At 68.4% G+C, this 19,698-nt stretch carries 13 protein-coding genes and 1 pseudogene; 10 read left to right on the top strand and 4 right to left on the bottom strand.

All coding sequences use genetic code 11. The features are described 5' to 3' along the window. The first annotated feature begins 705 nt into the window (after positions 1-705). A pseudogene (locus P12x_RS01155) lies at positions 706-2,182 on the top strand (SulP family inorganic anion transporter). A 164-nt stretch (positions 2,183-2,346) separates the two neighbouring features. On the opposite strand, the gene P12x_RS01160 reads toward P12x_RS01155, so the two are convergent. Beyond that, complete coding sequence (locus tag P12x_RS01160; protein WP_435008986.1) at positions 2,347-3,708, bottom strand: TAXI family TRAP transporter solute-binding subunit; 1,362 nt, start codon at positions 3,706-3,708, stop codon at positions 2,347-2,349. 300 nt (positions 3,709-4,008) lie between these two features. On the opposite strand from P12x_RS01160, the gene P12x_RS01165 reads away from it, so the two are divergent. The 3 genes from P12x_RS01165 to P12x_RS01175 are packed head-to-tail and all read left to right on the top strand — an operon-like array spanning position 4,009 to position 6,066. Beyond that, a complete protein-coding gene (locus P12x_RS01165; RefSeq protein ID WP_435008987.1) occupies positions 4,009-4,428 on the top strand; it encodes a cupin domain-containing protein in 420 nt (139 codons plus the stop codon). Positions 4,429-4,449: 21 nt separating this feature from the next. Next, on the top strand, positions 4,450-5,289 hold the full coding sequence (gene sigJ, locus P12x_RS01170) for an RNA polymerase sigma factor SigJ (protein ID WP_435008988.1): 840 nt from the start codon (positions 4,450-4,452) through the stop codon (positions 5,287-5,289). A 21-nt stretch (positions 5,290-5,310) separates the two neighbouring features. Next, positions 5,311-6,066: an SDR family oxidoreductase gene (locus P12x_RS01175; protein ID WP_435008989.1), complete on the top strand. Its 756-nt coding sequence runs from the start codon at positions 5,311-5,313 to the stop codon at positions 6,064-6,066. 45 nt (positions 6,067-6,111) lie between these two features. On the opposite strand, the gene P12x_RS01180 is transcribed toward P12x_RS01175, so the two are convergent. Then, entirely contained in the window at positions 6,112-6,348 is a 237-nt protein-coding gene (locus P12x_RS01180) for a hypothetical protein (RefSeq protein ID WP_435008990.1), read from the bottom strand. Between P12x_RS01180 and P12x_RS01185 the strand changes: the two genes are divergently transcribed. The 6 genes from P12x_RS01185 (at position 6,347) to P12x_RS01210 (ending at position 16,905) form a co-directional block, all read left to right on the top strand. After that, entirely contained in the window at positions 6,347-7,597 is a 1,251-nt protein-coding gene (locus tag P12x_RS01185) for a hypothetical protein (RefSeq protein ID WP_435008991.1), read from the top strand. The two genes, P12x_RS01180 and P12x_RS01185, sit on opposite strands and share 2 nt — an antisense overlap. Before the next feature lie 215 nt (positions 7,598-7,812). After that, complete coding sequence (locus P12x_RS01190; protein WP_435008992.1) at positions 7,813-8,325, top strand: hypothetical protein; 513 nt, start codon at positions 7,813-7,815, stop codon at positions 8,323-8,325. Between the two features lie 12 nt (positions 8,326-8,337). Beyond that, positions 8,338-10,983, top strand: coding sequence for a patatin-like phospholipase family protein (locus P12x_RS01195; RefSeq protein ID WP_435008993.1), 2,646 nt, complete (start codon positions 8,338-8,340; stop codon positions 10,981-10,983). A 292-nt stretch (positions 10,984-11,275) separates the two neighbouring features. Next, entirely contained in the window at positions 11,276-11,902 is a 627-nt protein-coding gene (locus P12x_RS01200) for a sigma-70 family RNA polymerase sigma factor (protein WP_435008994.1), read from the top strand. A 202-nt stretch (positions 11,903-12,104) separates the two neighbouring features. Further along, on the top strand, positions 12,105-15,839 hold the full coding sequence (locus tag P12x_RS01205) for a WD40 repeat domain-containing serine/threonine protein kinase (RefSeq protein WP_435008995.1): 3,735 nt from the start codon (positions 12,105-12,107) through the stop codon (positions 15,837-15,839). 508 nt (positions 15,840-16,347) lie between these two features. Then, on the top strand, positions 16,348-16,905 hold the full coding sequence (locus tag P12x_RS01210) for a CAP domain-containing protein (protein ID WP_435008996.1): 558 nt from the start codon (positions 16,348-16,350) through the stop codon (positions 16,903-16,905). A gap of 171 nt (positions 16,906-17,076) precedes the next feature. Here P12x_RS01210 and P12x_RS01215 read toward each other — a convergent pair whose 3' ends face one another. Continuing rightward, positions 17,077-18,873: a serine/threonine-protein kinase gene (locus P12x_RS01215; protein WP_435008997.1), complete on the bottom strand. Its 1,797-nt coding sequence runs from the start codon at positions 18,871-18,873 to the stop codon at positions 17,077-17,079. After that, positions 18,870-19,484, bottom strand: a complete 615-nt coding sequence (locus P12x_RS01220; protein WP_435008998.1) for an ECF-type sigma factor — start codon at positions 19,482-19,484, stop codon at positions 18,870-18,872. Before P12x_RS01220 ends, P12x_RS01215 begins: the two co-directional genes overlap by 4 nt. Between the last annotated feature and the right edge of the window lie 214 nt (positions 19,485-19,698).

Genomic DNA, 19,698 nt, shown 5'->3' on the forward strand with positions numbered 1-19,698 from the left:
GCAGCCTAGCATGCCCTATCCTGGGCGGCAATCTGCCGGTGGTTTGAGCGGAGATCCTGCCCCGAACCAACTGTCCCCGAGGGTGTCGCCAGATTTATGAGGGTCGTTCCGGGGATCGGCTGCCGTTGCCTTTCGGAGCTTGCCGCGCCGACCTCGACCCTCGGAAAACCGGGGCACATCCGGCCCCGATGGCAGGCCGGTCGACTTTCGATTGCAATTGCAAGGATGGGCCTCATCTTGTAGGCTTCTACCACCGTGGAAGGGCCTCAGGTGCCCCTGCGGCGACTCGTGGTTTCTTCGCTTGGATGAGATTATGTGATTGTTGAGATGTTTGCAGCCTTGAAAACTCCCGAACTGTCCTCGCCCCTTCGATCCATCGCCATCGCGGACCTGCTCGCGATTCATCCGATCCTTCGAAAGATTCTCCTCCCCATGCTTGCTCACGATTGCAGACCTTCCCCGCTCCCCTGCCGCCCGACTCCGCCCTGATCTTCCGCATTCCCGGGGATTGAGCGGGTCCTCCCGTCGCGCCTGCGGTGCGTCCAGGGCCGTGGGCCGCCCTTCGCCTCTTCCGAGAACTCCTCCCCGGCTCGGGGCGGGAGGATCTCGATTTCATCGCCGATTGATCTCGTCGTTTTTTTCGATAGCCGATCCCGAGCTTCGGGACGGCCCCGGATCTTTGTCCAGAGAGAGTTTGTGATGTTCATGGAAAGAGTGAGGGCCGAGTGGTTCTCGAATGTCCGGCGTGATCTGCTCGCGGGCACGGTCGTCGCCCTGGCCTTGATCCCCGAGGCCATCGCGTTCTCGATCATCGCGGGCGTCGACCCCAGGGTCGGCCTCTACGCGTCGTTCTGCATCGCGGTCGTCACGGCGTTCGTCGGCGGTCGACCGGCGATGATCTCGGCGGCGACCGGGGCGATGGCGCTGGTGATGGTCGACCTGGTGAAGGCCCACGGGCTCGAATATCTGCTGGCGGCCACGATCCTGACCGGCGTGATCCAGGTCGTGGCCGGGCTGTTCCAGCTCGGCTCGCTGATCCGCTTCGTCTCTCGTATCGGTGGTCACGGGCTTCGTCAACTCGCTGGCGATCCTGATCTTCCTGGCCCAGGTGCCCGAGCTCATCGGGCGGGGCTGGCAGGTCTATCCGATGGTCGCGGCGGGCCTGGCGATCATTTATCTCTTCCCCCGCTTGAGCAAGGCGGTGCCTTCGCCGCTGGTTTGCATCATCGGGCTGACCGCGTTCTCGATGATCGCCGGCCTGAATCTCAGGACCGTGGGCGACATGGGGCACCTCCCGTCCGAACTCCCGGTCTTCATGCTGCCGAAGGTCCCGCTGAACTGGGAGACGCTCCGCTTGATCCTGCCGTACTCGGCCACCCTGGCGGTGGTCGGCCTCCTGGAATCGATGATGACCGCGACCATCGTCGACGACATGACCGACACCACCAGCGACAAGAACCGCGAGTGCTCGGGGCAGGGGATCGGCAACATCGTCGCCGGCTTCTTCGGCGGGATGGCCGGGTGTGCGATGATCGGCCAGTCGGTCATCAACGTGAAGTCCGGCGGCCGGGGACGCCTCTCGACCCTCTTCGCCGGGGTTTTCCTGCTGTTCCTGATCCTGGTCCTGGGGGACTGGGTCCGGCGGATCCCGATGGCCGCCCTGGTCGCGGTCATGACCATGGTCTCGATCGGCACCTTCAACTGGGCCTCGCTGAAGGCGATGGTGACGCACCCCCGGAGTTCCAGCTTCGTGATGCTGGCAACAGTCGTGGTCGTCGTCTCGACGCATGACCTGGCCAAGGGGGTCCTCGTGGGCGTCCTGCTCAGCACGCTCTTCTTCGCCATGAAGGTCGAGCGATTGGTCCACGTCCGATCGGAACTCCAGGACGACGGGCGGACCCGGGTCTATCTCGTCACCGGGCAGATCTTCTTCGTCTCCTGCGAGGCCTTCACGCGGGCCTTCGCGTTCAAGGAAGACCTCGACCGGGTCGTCATCGACTTCACGCACGCCCACTTCTGGGACATCTCGGCGATCACGGCGCTCGACAAGGTCGTCCTCAAGTTCCGGGCTTCCGGCGCGTCGGTCGACCTGATCGGGCTCAACCAGGCCAGCTCCACGATGATCGACCGCCTGGCCATCCACGACAAGCCGGGGGCCCTGGAACGCCTGATGTCGCATTGACCCTGGAAAGTGCCCGTGGATTCAGTAAGCTTCCGGTCCGTGGAGTCCTTCGCCCCCTCTCCCCGGCCCTCTCCCATGTTGGGGAGAGGGGGCTGATTCCGGGTGATGTCGCGATCTCCGACCCCTGGAGGCCTGGTCCACGCCCCTCGATATGGGTCTGCGGTTCAGGGGGCGGGGTCGGTCGAGGCCGGCCCCTGGACCCTCAATTCGGCCAGGTGCTGCTGCAAGAGGGCCAGGTGCGACCGGAGGTGGTAGAACTCCTCCATGTAGCTGAGGGGGACCTCGACGTAGGCCACCTGGTTCTCGATCTCCTTGAGACGCTCGTATTCCTGGTCCAGCTCGGGGACGGTCAGGCCCGCCATCAGGCGCTGGTCGATGTCCCGGAGGTCGGAATACCAGAGGTAGATCTTGCGCCGGGTCCGCCAGCGCATCAGGGGCGGGGTGGCCCTCAGGAGCGGCATCATCAGCATGACGATCGGGATCAGCATCACCTTGACCCGGTCGGCCAGCGAGGCCAGCCAGAACGGGAGGAGCCGCTGGAGGACTGGCGGGCCCGACCGGAAATAATGGCGGGCGTCCTCGCTCACCGGGACGTCGCAGAACCGCACCGAGGGGAATTCCCCCGGCTCGGAGATCTCGTTCCCCTTGCCGTGGATCTGAGAGGCGGCCGAGAGCAAGAGCGGGACCAGCGCGGGGTGGAAATCCTGGCGGACGACCAGCATGGCCGTCGGGGCCAGCAGGTGGATATCCTCGCCCGGTATGTTCCGGCCCAGGTCCATCAGGCCCTCCGGGACCGTGACCGGCGAGAGGAACCGGAAGCGTCGGGTATAGGCCTCGTGCTGGTCGAAGTTCAGCAGCCGGATCGCGCCGTCGCCGAGGAGCCCCTGGATGTACTCGGCCTCATAAGCGGCGACGAAGAACGCGGCGTCCAGCTCCCCCTTCCGCAAGTCTTTGGCCGCGGTCGCGACGTCCTTCGAGACCAGTCGCCCCGGCGAGTCATCCTTGGGGTCGATCAGGCCGTTGGCGGCCAGTAATTGCAGGGCGACGGCATGGGTCCCGCTGCCCACGGGCCCCACGCCGATCCGCTTCTCCGCCAACTGGCCGAGCCGGCCCAGCTTCTCGCCCCGGTAGAAGACCCACAAGGGTTCGCGGTAGAGGCTGCCCAGGGCCAGGAGCCGCCCCCGGTCCTCGGTGCTGGCCAGCCCGCTCTGGACGATGGCGACCGAGACCCCCGAATCGTCCTCCCCGAGCAGGCGAAGGTTCTCGACCGAGCCCGCCGTCTCGCGGACCTCGACGGACAGCCCCTCCTTCTTCAACTCCTCCGCGTATCGCCGGGCATAGCGGAAGTAGGCCCCATCGTGGCTCCCGCTGGCGATGACGATCCTCCGGGGCGGGGGGGCCTCGACGAAGGTCATGTAAGTCGCGACCATGACGGCCAGGCAGAGTCCGAGGACCCAGGTCCAGACGACGATCGCGGACTTGCCCTTCCTGCGGGGCCTCGGGGGCGTCACGGAAGCTGAGGGCACGAGCCGAACTCCTGGAATAGATCCGAAACAGGCCAGCGGCGGATGCCGTCGATCCTATCCGCGTCGGGGTTTTGCCTCAACCGGAGCGTTTCCGTCGGCGGGAACGCTCCGCCGGAATTGATGAGCGAGAAGGTATGGATCGGGAATCGTCGCTAGCCCAGGATGGAAGAGTCGGGCTCGCCTCGGACGGGAAATCTGCGGGGCCGGTCACAAGACCACCCTGCCCGAACGTCCTTGTTCCCGGAAGGCGGGCCGCTGGCCGGTCGGGGTTTGTCCGGGACGCAGTTCGGGAGGGCGATCATGGTCCGGGGTGCACTGGTAGTGGCGGTGGGCGTTGGCCTGGGGGTGGTCGGGATGGCCCGGGCCTGGCACGTCGAGAATCACGAGTCGGTCAAGCCGTTGGCCTCGCTGGACATCGATGAGAAACTGGACGGCAAGGAGGCGAGGGCATCGGCCGTGGAGGTGACGCTGGAGCCCGGTCAGGCGGGTGTTCCCCACAGGCACCCGGGTCCGGGGTTCGGGTACATCCTGGAAGGGGAGTACGAGTGGGGCATCGACGACCAGCCCGCCCGGGTGCTCAAGGCGGGGGAGACGTTCTACGAGCCGACCGGATGCCTGCACCGGGTCTCGAGGAATCCCGGCAAGGTGAAGACCCGGCTGCTGGCGTGGGTCCTTCACCCGCGACAGGCGAAGGATCTCGTCATCCCGGAGCCGAAGTGACCTCGTCCGCGTGAGGACCCCATGAACGACGATCTGAATGCCCTGCGGCCTCGGATGATGTCCGTCGCCTACCGGATGCTCGGGAGCGTGGCCGACGCCGAGGACGCGGTCCAGGATGCCTTTGTCCGGTATCAGACCGCCGGGGGCGTGACCTCGGCGGAGGGGTTCCTGATCCGGACCACCACCCGCCTCTGCATCGACCGCCTGCGGGCGCGTCGCCGTCGAGAATATGTGGGGCCCTGGGTGCCGGAGCCGGTGGAGACGGCCGGGCGGGAGTCGGCCCTCGGCGAGTCGCTCACCCAGGGGTTCCTGCTCCTGCTGGAGCGGCTGACGCCCGACGAGCGGGCGGCGTTCCTGCTTCGCGCCGTGTTCGATTACGAGTACGCCGAGATCGGGAAGGTCGTCGGCAAGGCCGAGGCCACCGTCCGGCAACTCGTCAGCCGAGCCCGACGGCGGCTCGGACTGGACGGGGAGCGACGTTTCCAGGCGTCGGCCACACAGGCGGACGGCCTGGCCGAGCGTTTCGTGGATGCCTGCCGGGCGGGGGACGTGAAGGCCGTCGAGGCCATGCTCGCCGAGGATGTCGAGGTCCACTCGGACGGCGGGGGTAAGGTGTCAGCGGCGCGGGTCGTTATCCGAGGGCGGGACCGGGTGGCCCGGTTCTTGACGGGCGTGTTCCGCAAGCGGCAGTACTGCGACATCTACGCCACGACGGTGAACGGGGAACCGGGAGTCGTGTTCGCCTCCGGAGGGTCGGTTATCCAGGTCACCACCCTCTCCCTGGGGGCGGACGTGCAGGCCGTGTACATGACAGTAAACCCGGACAAACTCGCCCGCTGGTCGGCGGCCGAGGTCGAATAGCTTGAACAAGGGGAAGACATCGTGAAGATCGTCGTGATCGGTGGTAGCGGGCTCATCGGCAAGAAGGTGGTGAGCGAACTTCGCCGGCGTGGTCATGAGGTCGTGGCCGCCTCGCCCTCCTCGGGCGTCAACTCCCTCACCGGCGAGGGGCTGGCCGAGGCGGTCGCGGGCGCGAGCGTGGTCGTCGACGTGACGAACGCCCCGTCCTGGGAAGACTCGGCCGTGAAGGAGTTCTTCGAGACCTCGACTCGCAACCTGCTCGCCGCGGAGTCGGCGGCCGGGGTGGGACATCACGTCGCCCTCTCGGTCGTCGGTGCCGACCGGATGCCGGGCAGCGGCTACATGCGGGCGAAGGTCGTCCAAGAGGGGCTGATCGAGGCCGGGAAGGTGCCATACACGATCGTCCGGGCCACGCAGTTCTTCGAATTCCTGGGATGGATCGCCGGCGCCGAGGGCGGGGGCGACACGGTCCGGCTCCCGGCGGCTCCCATGCAGCCGCTGGCCGCGGACGACGTGGCCGCCGCGCTGGCGGACGTCGCCGAAGCCCCTCCGACGAATGGGATGGTCGAGGTGGCCGGCCCCGAGACGCTCTCCATCGCGGAGTTCGTCGGCCAATTCCTGTCCAGCAAGGGGGATCAGCGGACGGTCATCGCCGACCCGGAGGCCCTGTACTCGGGCGCGGCGTTGGACGATCGAGGCTTGAATCCGGGGGAGAATGCTCGGCTTGGGCCGACGCGATTCTCGGACTGGGCGGCCCGCGTCGGGATGTCGGGGTGACACCGAAGGGGCTTCGGAGGGGGGCAGACCTTGAGTACGCCGTGATCAGTCGGGGATCTTCAGCGGGTGCGATTCCCGACCGGCAACCGGATCGCTCCGGCCGGTCGCCGTCGGAGCGGCGGTGGGAGGGCCGAAGCCGTCGGCGCCTTCGAGATGGGAGCCGGCCGGGTTCCGCCCGGACTTCTGGATCGGTTGGATCTCGGGATTGGGCTGGAGAATGTGTAGGGGTTGTGCCGATGAGTCTACCTGGTGGAGTTCCTCGCTCATCGGGTATCGATTCATGTCTGATACTCGAGCCATCGCCGGTGTTCGTCGGAGCTTGCTCCCCTTCGCGGGGTTGCTGGCCCTCATGGTCGCGTCGCCCGGCTGCCTCGGCCCGGAGGCGATCCGGACGACCCGGCTCCGCTACAACGAGATCTATCGGAAGACCAGCGACGAGCAGTTGCTGCTGAACATCGTCCGGATGAGGTACGCCGAGAGCCCGGTCCTGATCGACCTGCCGACCATCACCGGCCAGTTCGAGGCCGGGGCCGTCGGCGGGTTCAACACTCCCGGCGATGGCCTCGACCCAGGATTCCCGAGCTTCGGGATCGGCCAGCTGACGCTCCGCGACACTCCGACCCTGAGCTATCACCCTCGGGGCGGGCAGGAGATCGCCAAGACCCTGGTCGACCCCCTGAAGGCCGAGGTCCTCCGGGTCATCAGCCCCGGGACGGACACCTTCCTGTTCCTCTTGATGGCGGTCAACGACATCAACGACATCCCGAACGCTCCGCTCGCCACCTCGCTGGTCCCTCGCGTCCCTCAGGACAACGCGAATTATCGGGAGGTCGTCGAACTCTTCGTGGGCCTCCAGGAGCGAGGGGCGGCGGAACTCGCGATCGCGACGTTCGACGGCGAGGCCCACGACCCCCTGCCGACCGATCGGGTCACCGGCCGGGACATGATCGAGGCCGCCAAGGAGGGCTATACCTTCCAGAATCTCGGCGGGCAGTCCTCGCTGAGGAAGCGTGAAAAGTCGGTTGTGCTCAAGATCCGCCCCAACGAGCTTCGCTCGCCCGACGTGGTCCACCTCACCGAAGTCCTCGGCCTCGATCCCGGCCAGCGGCTTTACAAGGTCCGGTCCGAGCAGTCCGAAGAAGAGTCGATGGAACAACCCCTGCCGAACCCGCTCGGCGAAGATTCCATCCTGGTCAACATGCGATCGGTGCTCGACATCATGGTCTTCCTCTCGAAGGGCGTCTGCATCCCGCCGGACCACTTCGCCAGCGGGGTCGCCCCGATCACCCCGGGCGTCGACCGGCCCGTCCACGACTGGAAGGACATCACCCGCGGTCTCTTCTCGGTCCGGAGTCAGAAGCACCGGCCCAGGGACGCCGAGGTCGCCGTCCCCTATCGAGGCCACTGGTTCTACATCGACCGGGCCGATATCGCGTCCCGGTCGACGCTCACGCTCCTCGAATTGCTCCTGGAACTCCAGGAGACCGAGCGCAGCCAGCAGGCCCCCTTGCTGACGCTCCCGCTGAATTGAGCCGAGCGGAGGCGCGGGGGCCTGTCGCGCCCGGGCGCGGGCGTCCCCCGCCCCGATGGCTTCGCCCCGACGCGCCCCGACGCCCCGACCTGCCGGGGCGATTTTGCTTGATCGGCCCAACGTCGTCCTTTACCGTTCACCCCCCCGCTCGCGATTCTCCCCGAAATGCCTCGCGGGTCGCGACCAGGGGGCAATGAACCGGTAAGGGGCATTCGATGGGCGATTCGCAAGGGTTGGGCGATGGACGTGTGCGGGAAGATCGGGCGGACCAGCCCGTGTTCCGATGGGGCCGGCTGCTCGCCGGGTGTGCGGCCTTGTTCCTGGGCGTGCCGGCGGCGAGGCTGGCCATACTCTTCGCCGGGAAAGTTAGCGAACTCCTGGCGACCTCGCTGACGGTCGCCTTCCCCCTGGCGTGCTTCCTGGGGATGGCCTTCTACTACCACCGGAAGGGGCTCTTGCGGTCGCTCCTGAGATACCTGACCAATCACCCCGGCCAGGCGTCGATCATGATCCTGCTGTACCTCCTGTGTTTCGGGCTGATCGGCTCGGGCCTGGGGATCGCGAACGTCTTCTGGGCGGACCAGCCTCTCACTCGGTTCTTCAGCGCCTGGGCCGCGACCATGACCCTGGCCGTGCTCGGGGTCAACGCCTATTACCTGATCCCGGAGAAGCTGCGGGCCAATTCCGCGACCGACCCGATCAAGAGGGTTGATGATTTTCTGGATTAGAGCGCGGTCAACTTGCCCTTCGGCACTTTCATGGAGCCCAAGGTCGGCCAGGCCCGCGAAATCAGCCGCCTGCTCCGGGCGGCCCGGCTCCCCTTCCTGGTGCTGCTGCTGCTCCCCGCGGCGCTGCCGGAGGCCTTCCCCTACGCCAACCGCTTCGCCCCGATCTACGGCCCAAGCGGCGAGAGGTTGGGCTGGGCCAAACACCTGGACCTGACGAGTTACATCAAGGCTGATGCGTTGTCCTATAACGCTTGGGCGTCCTATACCGTCGCCCTGGTGGTTTGGCTCCTCGGGATCCTCGCGGGCATCTACGTGATCAAAGTCCTGAACGCGATCGGGTCAGTCTTGGCCGCCTCGGAGGGGATCGGGCCGGCCACCACGCCCTCGATCGCGGCGGACGAGGCGGCGTCGCGGTCGAATCAGCCGGACCGCTACATCAGCCCCGAGAAACGGTCCTCGTTCTACCGGAACGCCCGGGTCTTCGGCGGATTCTACGCGCTGCTCGCTGTCCCCTACGTCTACGACGGCGCCTCGATCCTGGGCGAGGTCGGCTCGCGGGGTTGGATCGCCGGCCTGGCGACGATGATCGCCCTGGCGGCGGTCGGGGTGCTCTACGCGTACCTGGGCTACAAGAAGTCAAAGCTCCGGCTCTTGGGGCTGCTCGGGCTCCTGTTGCCCGCCTCGCTCCTGGTCGGCTACGACGGCATCACGGCCTCGGTCGCGATCTGCGCGGCGCTGGCGCTGATGGCGATCTCCATCACGGCGTTCGTGCTCTTCGTGAAGGAACGGTATCGGATCGTGGTCGGGGCGGCGATCGTCGCCGTGCTCGCCCTCCTCTTCGGGGACGATCGGGCGCGGTTCGAGGACATGGACTACGGGACCCCGGACGACCTGAAGGGCCGCATCTCCGAGAAATATATACGCATGTTCGACCCAGCCGCGAGATCGCCCCACGTCGATCCCCACTCGCCGTCCCCCCGCTCCGACGGGTCGGCGATGGCCAGGGATGAGGAGGCGCTCGACCGTTGGAAGGACTTCTCCCAGGGACGCTCGGGGGAGGCCGGACCCTCGGCCCCGCCTCCCAAGCTGGCCGTCGTCTGCGTCACCGGCGGGGCCAGCCGCTCCGCCTACTGGTCGGCCGAGGCGCTGGATCGGCTCGGCAAGCGGATCGCCGGCTTCGACGAGGCCGTGCGGGTCATCTCGGGCGCCTCGGGCGGAATGATCGGGACATCTTATTATGTCAAATTCCTCAAGGAGAAGCGCGAGGAGGAGGAGCGGCTCGGCCGGGCCTTCACGCACCCGGAGAGGCAAAAAGACAGGGACTGGGTCGGGGAGATCCCCGTCAACAGCCTCAACCAGGTGGCCCGCTACATCTCGCTGAGGATGGGATTCTCCGCGCTGGCCAACCTCGTCCGGCCCGCGCTGGGACTCCCCCGATACGACCGGGGCATCGAGCTGGAGCGGACCTGGCGGGGGATCTACGACCTGAGGTTCGACGACCTCTACGAACTCGAGGCCGCCGGCCGGATCCCCTCGCTGATCTTCTCGCCGATGACCGTCGAGGACGGCCGTCGGCTGCTGATCTCCAACCTGGACTTGACCCGGCTGAATTCCCCCGACCCCCATCCCCGGGAGATGGTCCTCAATGAGGGGGGCCAGCTCGACTGGCGGAACGACGGGTCGGGGGACAGCCTCTACTCGCTCTCGGCGGTCGAGTACTCGAAGTTCTATCCGGCCCCCTGGAAACTCCGGCTCTCGACCGCCGCCCGGATGAGCGCCTCGTTTCCCTGGGTGTCCCCGGCGGTCAACCTGCCCGGTTCGCCCCCGCTCCGGGTGGTTGACGCCGGGTATTACGACAGCTACGGCGTCAGCGTCGCGGTCTCTTGGCTCTACCAGAACCGGGAGTGGGTGCAGGCCAACACCTCGGGCGTGGTCCTGGTCCAGCTCCGGGACGCCACCAGCTTCGACGACCGGTTCGGATATCCCCCCGAGCCGAGCCGACTGAGCCCGCTGGCCATCCTGGGCTCGGGCCTCCAGGTCGTCACCTCGCCGGCCGACGCCGCCCTGAAGGCCCGGGAAACCTCGTCGATGTTCCGCAACGACCAGGAGGTCGCCCTGCTGGCCAAGCTCTTCGAGCGGGATTGCAAGAAGGGCTTCTTCACGACGGTCGTCCTCGAGAATGCCGCCATCTCGACCACGCTCGACGACCCGATCTCCGCCTCATCGGCCTGGCCGGGCGACCGGCTGGATATCCTCAGGGCGGCCGAGGCCGGGAGGCCGCCGAGGGCCTCGGGGAGCGCCCTCGACAATACCTCCGACGCGGAGGCCCAGGCCGTCTCCGCCCGCGATGCCGACGCGGAGGTAGCGGCCGGCGTGAACGTGGCCATGAGCTGGTACCTGACCGCCGCCGAGAAGGGGGGGCTCAAGAAGGCCATCCCGGAGAACCCGGATTGGGCCGGGCCGGAGAACCTGGAGCGGCGTCGAGCCCGGATCGACGAGCTGCGGGGCTTCCTGGACGGTATGCTGGACGGCAAGCCGATCGACCCTGATGTGTACAAAAAATATCGCCCTTATGCCTTGAGGCAATACGCGCGGGCGCGCAACTACGAGCGGATCGAGGCGCTGGCGGCCTGGTGGGGGGGGGACCACTCGAAGTGATGCCTCGCCCGCGTCGGATCCCCCGAGCCTGGGGCCCGCACCCCCGTCGGGCCTGGGTCCCCTGGTGGGTGGCGCGAGCCGCCGAAGTCCACCGGGGGGGGATTTGCCCGGCCGGGCCGCCTTCGCGGTCCCTCGGGGCCTCCCACCACCCCGAAGGAGTTCGGTTCATGTCTTGCCGGGCGGCATGCGGAAGCGGATCATGAAAGTAGGCCCGGCGGCGACGGGCTTGACGCTGATCTCTTTATCGGGCCGATCACGCCGCGGCCGGTGCCAGGCGGGAGGCGCTTCGGCGATGGGCGGAGGACCGATGGAGCTGATCGCGAAGGCCAGGGCCGGCGAGGTCGAGGCGCTCGGCGAGCTTTGCAACCTGTACCGCAATTACATGCGGATGGTCGTCCGGACCGGGCTCGGACCCAGGCTCCGCGAGCGGGTCGAGCTGTCCGACGTCGTGCAGGAGGCGCTCGTCGAGGTGATCCGGCAGTTCCCCCAGTTCACCGGCCAGAACGAGGCGGCGCTGGTGGGGTGGCTCCGGAGGCTGGTCGGGCAGAAGCTCGCCGACCTCGGGCGCTACCACAGCCGGGCCAAGCGATCGGCCGGCGGCCCCGATGTCCCGCTCGAAGCCGCCTGGGACCTCCCCGGCGGCGACGGGAGCCAGGGGGGGAAGCTCCTGGATATGCTCGCCCTGAGCCAGACCAGCCCCAGCGAGGCCGCCAGCAAGCGCGAGCTGACCGTCCTCCTGGCCGACGCCCTGGCCGCCCTCCCCGAGACCGAGGCCGAGGTCCTCTGGCTCTACCACGCCGAGAACCTCTCCTTCGAAGGGATCGGCGACCGGATGGGCGTCAGCCGCAAGAGCATCCGGGGAATCTGGGCCCGGGGGCTCAAGAGCCTCAAGCGGACCCTGGACGGGCCCCGGCATTAGTTGGGGGGTGGCTAGTGGTCAGTGGCTAGTAAATACTCATTCCCTCTCCCCCCGGGAGAGGGTGGCCGAAGGCCGGGTGAGGGTTAGGACGATCGCTAAATTCAAAGATGCGTCAATATGCTAGCCACTGACCACGAGCCACTGACCACGAGCCACGAGCCACTACTCACCGACCACGAGCCGAACGCCGGGGGCTTTTCCCATGATCCGCCAGACCGACCCCGAACCCGAGACGACCGGCCCGGTCGACCGCGACGAGCGGCTGGGCGAGGCGATCGAGGCGTATCTGGAACAGGCCGAGGGGGGGCACCCGCCCGACCCCGAGGAGTTCGCCGCCGGCTATCCCGACCTCGGCGAGGACCTGGTCTCGGCCCTGGAGGGGCTGGCGCTGGTCCGGGGGCTGGTCGGCGGGCCTCACGGCCCGGGGCATCGGCTGGAGGAGGGGCGGCGGGTCGCCGGCTACCGGATCGTCCGGGAGCTGGGCCGGGGCGGCATGGGGATCGTCTACGAGGCGGTCCACGTCGGGCTCGACCGGCCGGTGGCCTTGAAGGTCCTGGGGGGCCAGGCGGCCCCCGACTCCTCGGGGCGTCGGCGATTCCTCAACGAGGCCAAGACCGCCGCCGGGCTCCACCACACGCACATCGTCCCGGTCTTCGACGTCGGCCAGGTCGGCGGGCTCTGCTACTACGCGATGCAGCGGATCGAGGGGAGCGGGCTCGATCGCGTCCTCCGCCACCTCCGGCGCGACCGGACCGTGGCCGCGGGCTCGACCCTGGGCTCGGCCTCGCCCCGGCCGACTGCGGCGGGATCGGGGCGGACCCCCTCGCGACGCCCGGCCGAGGCCTCCCTGGGGGCCTCGGGACTCGGCGATGAGACCCTCTCCTGGGGCGCGAGCGGCGATCAGCTCCCCCCCTGGCGGAAGCGGGAGGCGGTCGACGAGCCCTCGGCGTTCCTCCCCCCTCGCGGCTCGGCCTACTACCGGTGGGTCGCCGACGTCGGGCGGCAGGCGGCCACGGCGCTGGGGTATGCCCACCAACGGGGGGTGATCCACCGCGACATCAAGCCCTCGAACCTGCTGGTCGACGCCCGGGGGACCATCTGGGTCGCCGACTTCGGCCTGGCCCGCCGACTGGCAGACCCCAGCCATACCCAGGTCGACAGCCTCCTGGGGACGCCCCGCTACATGAGCCCCGAGCAGACCCGCCCCGGCCTGATCGACGGCCGGGCCGATGTCTACAGCCTGGGGGCCACGCTCTACGAACTGATCACCCTCCGCCCCCCCTTCGACGGCCGGTCGGCCGCCGAATTGATCGAACAGATCGCGCGGACCGAGCCGCCCAGGCCCCGGAAGTTCGACCCGAGGGTCCCGCTCGACCTGGAGACGATCCTCCTGAAGGCCCTGGCCAAGCGACCCGACGACCGATACGAATCGGCCGACGAGCTGGCCGAGGACCTGGTCCGGTTCCTGGCCCACGAGCCGGTCCGGGCCCGTCGGATCGGCCCGGTCGGCCGGCTCATGCGGTTCGCCCGGCGGCATCCCAGCCTCACCGCGGTCTCGAGCACCGCCGCGGCAGTCGTCCTGACCACAGCGACCGTCGCCTACGTCCGGATCGTCGACGAGCGCGACCGGGCCGACGAGGCCGCCGCCGCCGCCAAGAAGGCCCAGGGGGCGACCGAGGTCGTCAACCAGCAGCTCAAGGTGGTCAACCGCCAGCTCCGGTCGACCATGCTCGAAGGGCTGGAGAAGCACGCCGCCAACGTCCGGCTCTCGAACGTCCCGAACCGGCGCTCAACCGGCCTGGAGCTGCTCCGCCAGGCCGCCGAGATGAAGCCCGAGCCGGCGCTCCAGGTCCGGCTCCGCGACCAGGCCCTCGACTTCCTCTCGATCCGGGATGTCGCGGCCCGGCCGCCGATCGCCACCCCCGGCAAGTCGCAGCATGGCCTGGTCTTCAGCGACGACGGCAAGCGGATGGCGGCCCTCTCCGACGGCGGCGAGCTGGGGGTCTGGGACGTCGAGGGCCGGGAGCTGATCGACTCCACCCGGCTGCCGATCAGCCCGTCGAGGGGCCGACAGGCTCGGGGCGGGAACCCACAGCCCAGGGGGCCTCGGATCGCGGCCGCCGGCGATCGGGTGGCGGTGATCCACCCCGACGGCGATGGGATCCGGCTCTTCGACCTCGCCTCGCCCGACGCGCCCCCCGAGGTCTTCCCGCTGGCCGGTCATCACGTCATGGGCCTGGCGGCCTCGGCCGACGGCCATCAGATCCTGACCATCGATCGCCCGAGCCATTCCCGGCCGGAACATCCCCGGCCCCCCGAATTCCGGCCCGATCCCCCGGAGGAGCCCCGGCTCCACCTCTGGGACGCCATGCATCCCGGCGACCCCCCGGTGATGCTGACGCTCCCCGCCGCGAAGGGCGACGCACCTTTCTTCGAGTGGCAGGTCTGGCCGATGGTGGCGATCTCGCCCGACGGCTCGAAGATCGCCGCCGCCCGGTTCTCCGACGCCCGGGTCTCGCTCTGGGATGGCCAAGGCAAGCCCCTCCCCCCGATCGACGTCCAGGGGAATGTCACGGCCCTGGCCCTGGGGCCCGCCGGGCTGCTGGCCGTCGCCGGGACCGGCGGCGAGATCGCCCTCTGGGACCTCTCGCCGTCCCAGCCCAAGCCGTTGCCGGGGCTGGGGATCCGCCAGAGCTTCATCAAGATGCTCCGGTTCAGCCCGAGGGACGGGTCGATGCTGGCCGCCGCCGGGATGGGCAGCGGGATCGAGCTCTGGGACCTGACCACTCGCTCGCCGATCGCCGGGCTCCTGACCCGCGAATCGGTTGACGACCTGGCCTTCTCGCCCGACGGGCGGACGCTGGCGGCGGGCCAGGCGTCCAGCATCGCCCTGTGGTCGATGGTCGAGCCGTTGGGCCAGTCGGTCCTCCCCGAGCTGGGCGACCGCCCGGGTTCGCTGGCCTTCGGGCCGGGCGAACTCCTGGCGATCACCTCGATGGGGCCGAATTTCAAGCCCGCCGCCCTCCGATTCTGGGGAGGCCCCGGCGTCTGCCCCCCCTCGCTCAAGGTCTGGGACCAGCTCCAGCTCTCCTCGGTCGGCTTCGACGCCCAGGGACGACTGATCGCCTTCGAGCCCGCCGCCCTCCGCTGGTTCCGGCCCCCCGCCGTCGAGCCGGTGGCCGAGGTCGAGATCCCCCCCGCCTCATCGGATCGGCCCGACGACCGGCGGCCCGGCCGGCCCGATCGGAGGGGGGAGCAGCTCCCCGGCCAGATGAAGGGCCGGATCGTGGCCAGGACCCCCGACGGCCGGACCCTGATCCTGGGCGGGCCGGAAGGCTTCCTGATCCGGAACGGCGAAGGACCCGAGGCTCTCTCGCGATTCGAGCTGCCTGACCGGATCGAAGGGGCCGCGTTCCTGGCCCCGGCCGCCGCGCTCGATCCCTCCGGCTCCATCCTCTACTACCTGGGCCATCGCGGTGAAGAGCTGACCGCCCGGTCGATCCGGGGGACCGCCGCCCGCGAAGTGGCCTGGTCCTTGCCGGTCTCGAACGCCGCCCATCTCGCGATGAGCCCCGACGGTTCGACCCTGGCCTTCGCCGAGCGGAAGTCGGGCGTCGTCGTCCTGGTCGACACCGCCCGGGGCCTGGTCCGGGGCCGGCTGGAGCCGCCGGTCGACGACTCCGGGACGATCGAGTCGCTCCAATTCTCCCCCGACGGTTCGACCCTGGCCGTCGGCTCTCGCGATCAGATCCGCCTCTGGTCGGTCGGGGGCGAATCCCGGCCGCTGGTCCGACTCCCCGGCCACCGGGGCCCGGTCCACGCCCTCGCCTTCGACGAGCGGGGGGAGCGGCTCGCCGGGGTGGACGACAAGACGGTCAAGGTCTGGGACATCCCCCGGCTCCGGGCCGAACTAGAAACGCTGGGGCTCGGCTGGTGAGCCGACCCGGGGGGCGTCGCCAACCCGAATGCATCGATTCGTGCTGTATTGGTGATTTCGGTGGTATCCCAGGATCATGGGATGAGGGTTGCTTGTTCATGAATCACCCTCATCCCGGCCCTTCTCGTGGGGGAGAGCGTGCCAGAATAATCCCTCTCGCCCCGGGTGAGGCCCACCTCCGATCCACCTTGAGGGCTTGCATCGATCCAGGGGCATCGCTCGTGTTTTGGGGTCGTCAATTTGTCACGTGAATATTTTTTGTGGCTTTCGTGGTTTAATTAATCGCAAGAAAACGTCTCCGAAACGGGCGAAAATCTCGGGTAATCGCAAAAAAGTATTGCATTTCTGGCAGTGTCATCCCATCTTGGCAAGGGAACGCGGGCGTTGCGAGACGCCTGCCCACTCAACCGATCATGGCGGATCCAAGGAGGAGGCAGGCGAGCGCGACACTGGATCGCGGCCCAGAGGAGCGGGCCGCAACCGCGTGCTCTTCGTCGGAGACCGTTCGTTGATCCACCGATCTCACACCTGGAACCCCCCCCTCTTCCTCATCCTGTTCACTCTCATCGTCGGCCTGATGGCCACTCCCGCCCGCTCGGAGGGGATCACTCCCCCGCCTCCGCCCGTGGTCGACACCCCGCCGCCGCCGCCGTTCCCCATCACGGTCTACGAGGAAGACGACCGTCCCTCGGATCCCGAGGCCGTCGAGGCCCGTCGAGAGGCGGCCCGGCCGGTCTACCAGCAGCCCCAGCAGGCGGCCGGCGACCCGTACGGCTTCACCGCGTGGCTCAACGGGGTCCGGGCCCGATCCGGGCTGGGCGCGGTCGGCTTCGACCCGAACCTGTCGAGCTGGGCTTCGGTCAACAACGGACAGCAGCAGGCCCGGGGGATGGGCCACCACGTGATGGGACCGGCCCGTCGGCAGAATTCCGGGATGGGCGACTTCTCGACCGTCACCCAGATGTGGATGGCCTCGCCCGCCCACCAGGCGGCCCTGCTCGATCCCTCGATCACCTGGATCGGGATCGCCGGCCTGGGAGCCTACTGGACGTTCAACGCGTACTGAGCCTCGGGACGAGGCGTCTCGGCCGAAGGGCCCGGATGCCCTTCGGTCGACCGGGCCGCGATGGAGCGCTGGCCCGTTCTCCGCTCGCCGGAGATCGGGGCGATTGGGTCAGTGCACTCCTCGACCTGGCCGAGGGGCGAGGATCGCCCGCCGGGCAAGGTGGTGATGAGCTCAGGGCGGCGGGCTATGATCATAGTAGGAGCTGAGGATTCGAAATCGCTTGACCTGCTGGGCGACGACGAATCCGATGATCGCCAGGCAAGCCAGGATAATATTGGGGTGGTGGTTATGATCGCTCGCGATCCCCCGTAGCGAGGCGTCGAGGGCTAGAGCCGCATATCCCGAGCATGCAAGGGAGGTGGTCAACCAGACCAGTCCGGTGCGCGACCAGAGACCGGAGGCGGCCACCACCAAGGTGAAACCGATGATCAGCGAACTCGCCGTCGCGTTGAGGATGCGAAGGAGGGCGGTCAAGAGGGCGATATCGGCGATGATCCATGCCGGTCGGACCCAGTCGGTCCTGATCCCCTTGCCTAGGAGGCGATGGAAGGCGAGGCTGGAGAGTAGCCAGGCGATCTCGACGGCCGACGTCGCAAGGTGGACGATCGCATTCGGCCTCGGGTCGGCGGCGAAATTGAGCTGGGTCAGGGCACCGACGGCGGTCAGGCCCAGCAGGCGACAAGCCAGCTCCGGCTCGCGCCGTGCCTGCCGCGCGAGTCGCACGAGGAGGCCAGATCGGCCGGCCTTCACTCCTTCCTCGCGGAGGTAGCATTCCAGATCATCGGCCAAGGCGGCAGCAGAGAGATAGCGGTCCCCTGGGTTCTTCTCCAGACATTGGAGGCATATGGCCTCCAGATCGCGCGGGATCCCCGGGCGGCCCCGGCTCGGCGGCTCCGGCTCGAGTTCGAGGATCTGGACGAGCATCTCCATCCCGGTGGCGCCTCGGAACGGCGGCCGGCCCGTCAGGAGGACATATAGGATGGCGCCCAGGGCATAGACGTCGGTCGCGGCCGCGATGTCGGCCCGCCCCGCCGCCTGCTCCGGCGCCATGTAATCGGGCGTCCCGAGGACCATCCCGGACTCGGTCAAACTGCTATCGTCGTCGATCCGCTTGGCCAGTCCGAAGTCGGTGATGTGCGGCTGCCCCTCCCCGTCGATCAGGATGTTGGCCGGCTTGAGGTCGCGGTGGACGAAGCCTCTTCGATGGGCCTCGTTTACGGCTCGGGAGACGATCACCATGAGCTGGGCGGCCGCTCGCGGCTCGCCCAGGAGGCGGGGCAAGTGGTCGGCCAGGCTGCGGCCCTCGATCAGCTTCATGCTGAAGTAAGGCCGGCCGCGGTGCCGGCCGACCTCGTAGATCGGCACGATGTTCGGGTGGTCGAGGCTGGCCGTCACCTCGACCTCGCGACGGAAACGATGGATCTCCTCTTCGGAGGCGAACCTCCCGGAGCGGATCATCTTCAGCGCGACGATGCGGTTGAGGCTCAACTGCCGGGCCCGGTAGACGACACCCATGCCGCCCCGGGCGATCTCGCCAAGTAGCTCATAGTCGCCGACCCGCTCGACCGGGCAGGCCGGCTCGCCCACGGGGGGTGGCCCATCCCCTCGGATCGGCCCGATCGGGATGGGCTCGTCCATCCCGGCCGGCCCAGAGGGGGAGGCGGTCGGCCCCTCGGCGAATAGGCTGCGGATGATCACGTCTTGGCCCGGGAATCGGTCCCGATAACTTGAGGGCGTCGGTCGACCGTCTCGCCTCGGTAGAAGTTCCAACTCCAGGGCGATCAATTCGCGGAGGACGAGCCCCCGTTCGGCCTCGGCGAAGTCCTCCAGATAGTCCTCGATCCGAGGCCGAGGGCCTATCCCCCAGTCGGCCTCGAAGCGGTCGCACGCGAGGTCGAGCCGGAGGATCCGCGAACTCGGTCCAGGAAGGCTCGAGAGGCTACGCCCCGCCCCGCGACCGTCGCTCACGTGGCACCGTCTTTCCAGGCCTCTCGGACCATCTCGAGCTTGCGGGCGACCGTCCGCCGGGCGCAGCCCAAGGCTTCGGCGATCTCGTCATTACTGTAACCTTCCAGCCGGAGCCGCGCGACGCTGCGTAGGCTGCCATCCGGCAGGGAATCGAGCCTCCGCTGATATTCCTCGGCCAGCATGGCCGCGAGTTCCGGCCCCGGCCGGTCCTCGGTGATTCGCCCCAGGAAATCCCCGGGCCGATCGTCGTCGGGCCGATCGTGCCCTCGGAGGACCCTCCCACCCCCGCGCTTGAGCCGACCTTGCCGTTTCCTCTGATCAGTCGCTTTGCGGGCGGTGATCACGGCGAGCAGTCGCCAGAGGTCGTTGCGATCCTCGAGTTGCCGGAATCGTCCACGAGTGGCGCCCTCACAAAGGCTGAAGAAGGCGCTCAGCGCGGCATCCTCCTCGTCCGCCAGGGGATCGATGCAGGGCGCGTGGCCGAGCTTGGTTCGTGCCAGGGCGACGAGGCGGAAGAAGTAGCGATCCCAGAGCGCCGCTGTCGCCCCCGAATCCCCCACCTTCAAGCCGCCTATCCAGAGGCTGACTGAGCCCGCCGACTTGCCTGACATGAGTAAAAACGCCTCCTGCGCACCCCGGAACTACACCGCCGGTCATCGGTCCGCGCCCTGGCTTGACTTGAGCCGGACTGCCGCCATGAGCGGGGGATGACGAAGGTGGCACCTCCATCGGGGTTCGGTCCCGGGAAATTCGCGGCCGTGGCACTCACCGGAGTTCGTTGTCGATCCCCTGGCAACGTCCGCCGATCGTCGGCGAATGGCACGG

It is taken from the genome of Tundrisphaera lichenicola, assembly GCF_051175385.1.
Lineage (GTDB): Bacteria > Planctomycetota > Planctomycetia > Isosphaerales > Isosphaeraceae > Tundrisphaera > Tundrisphaera lichenicola.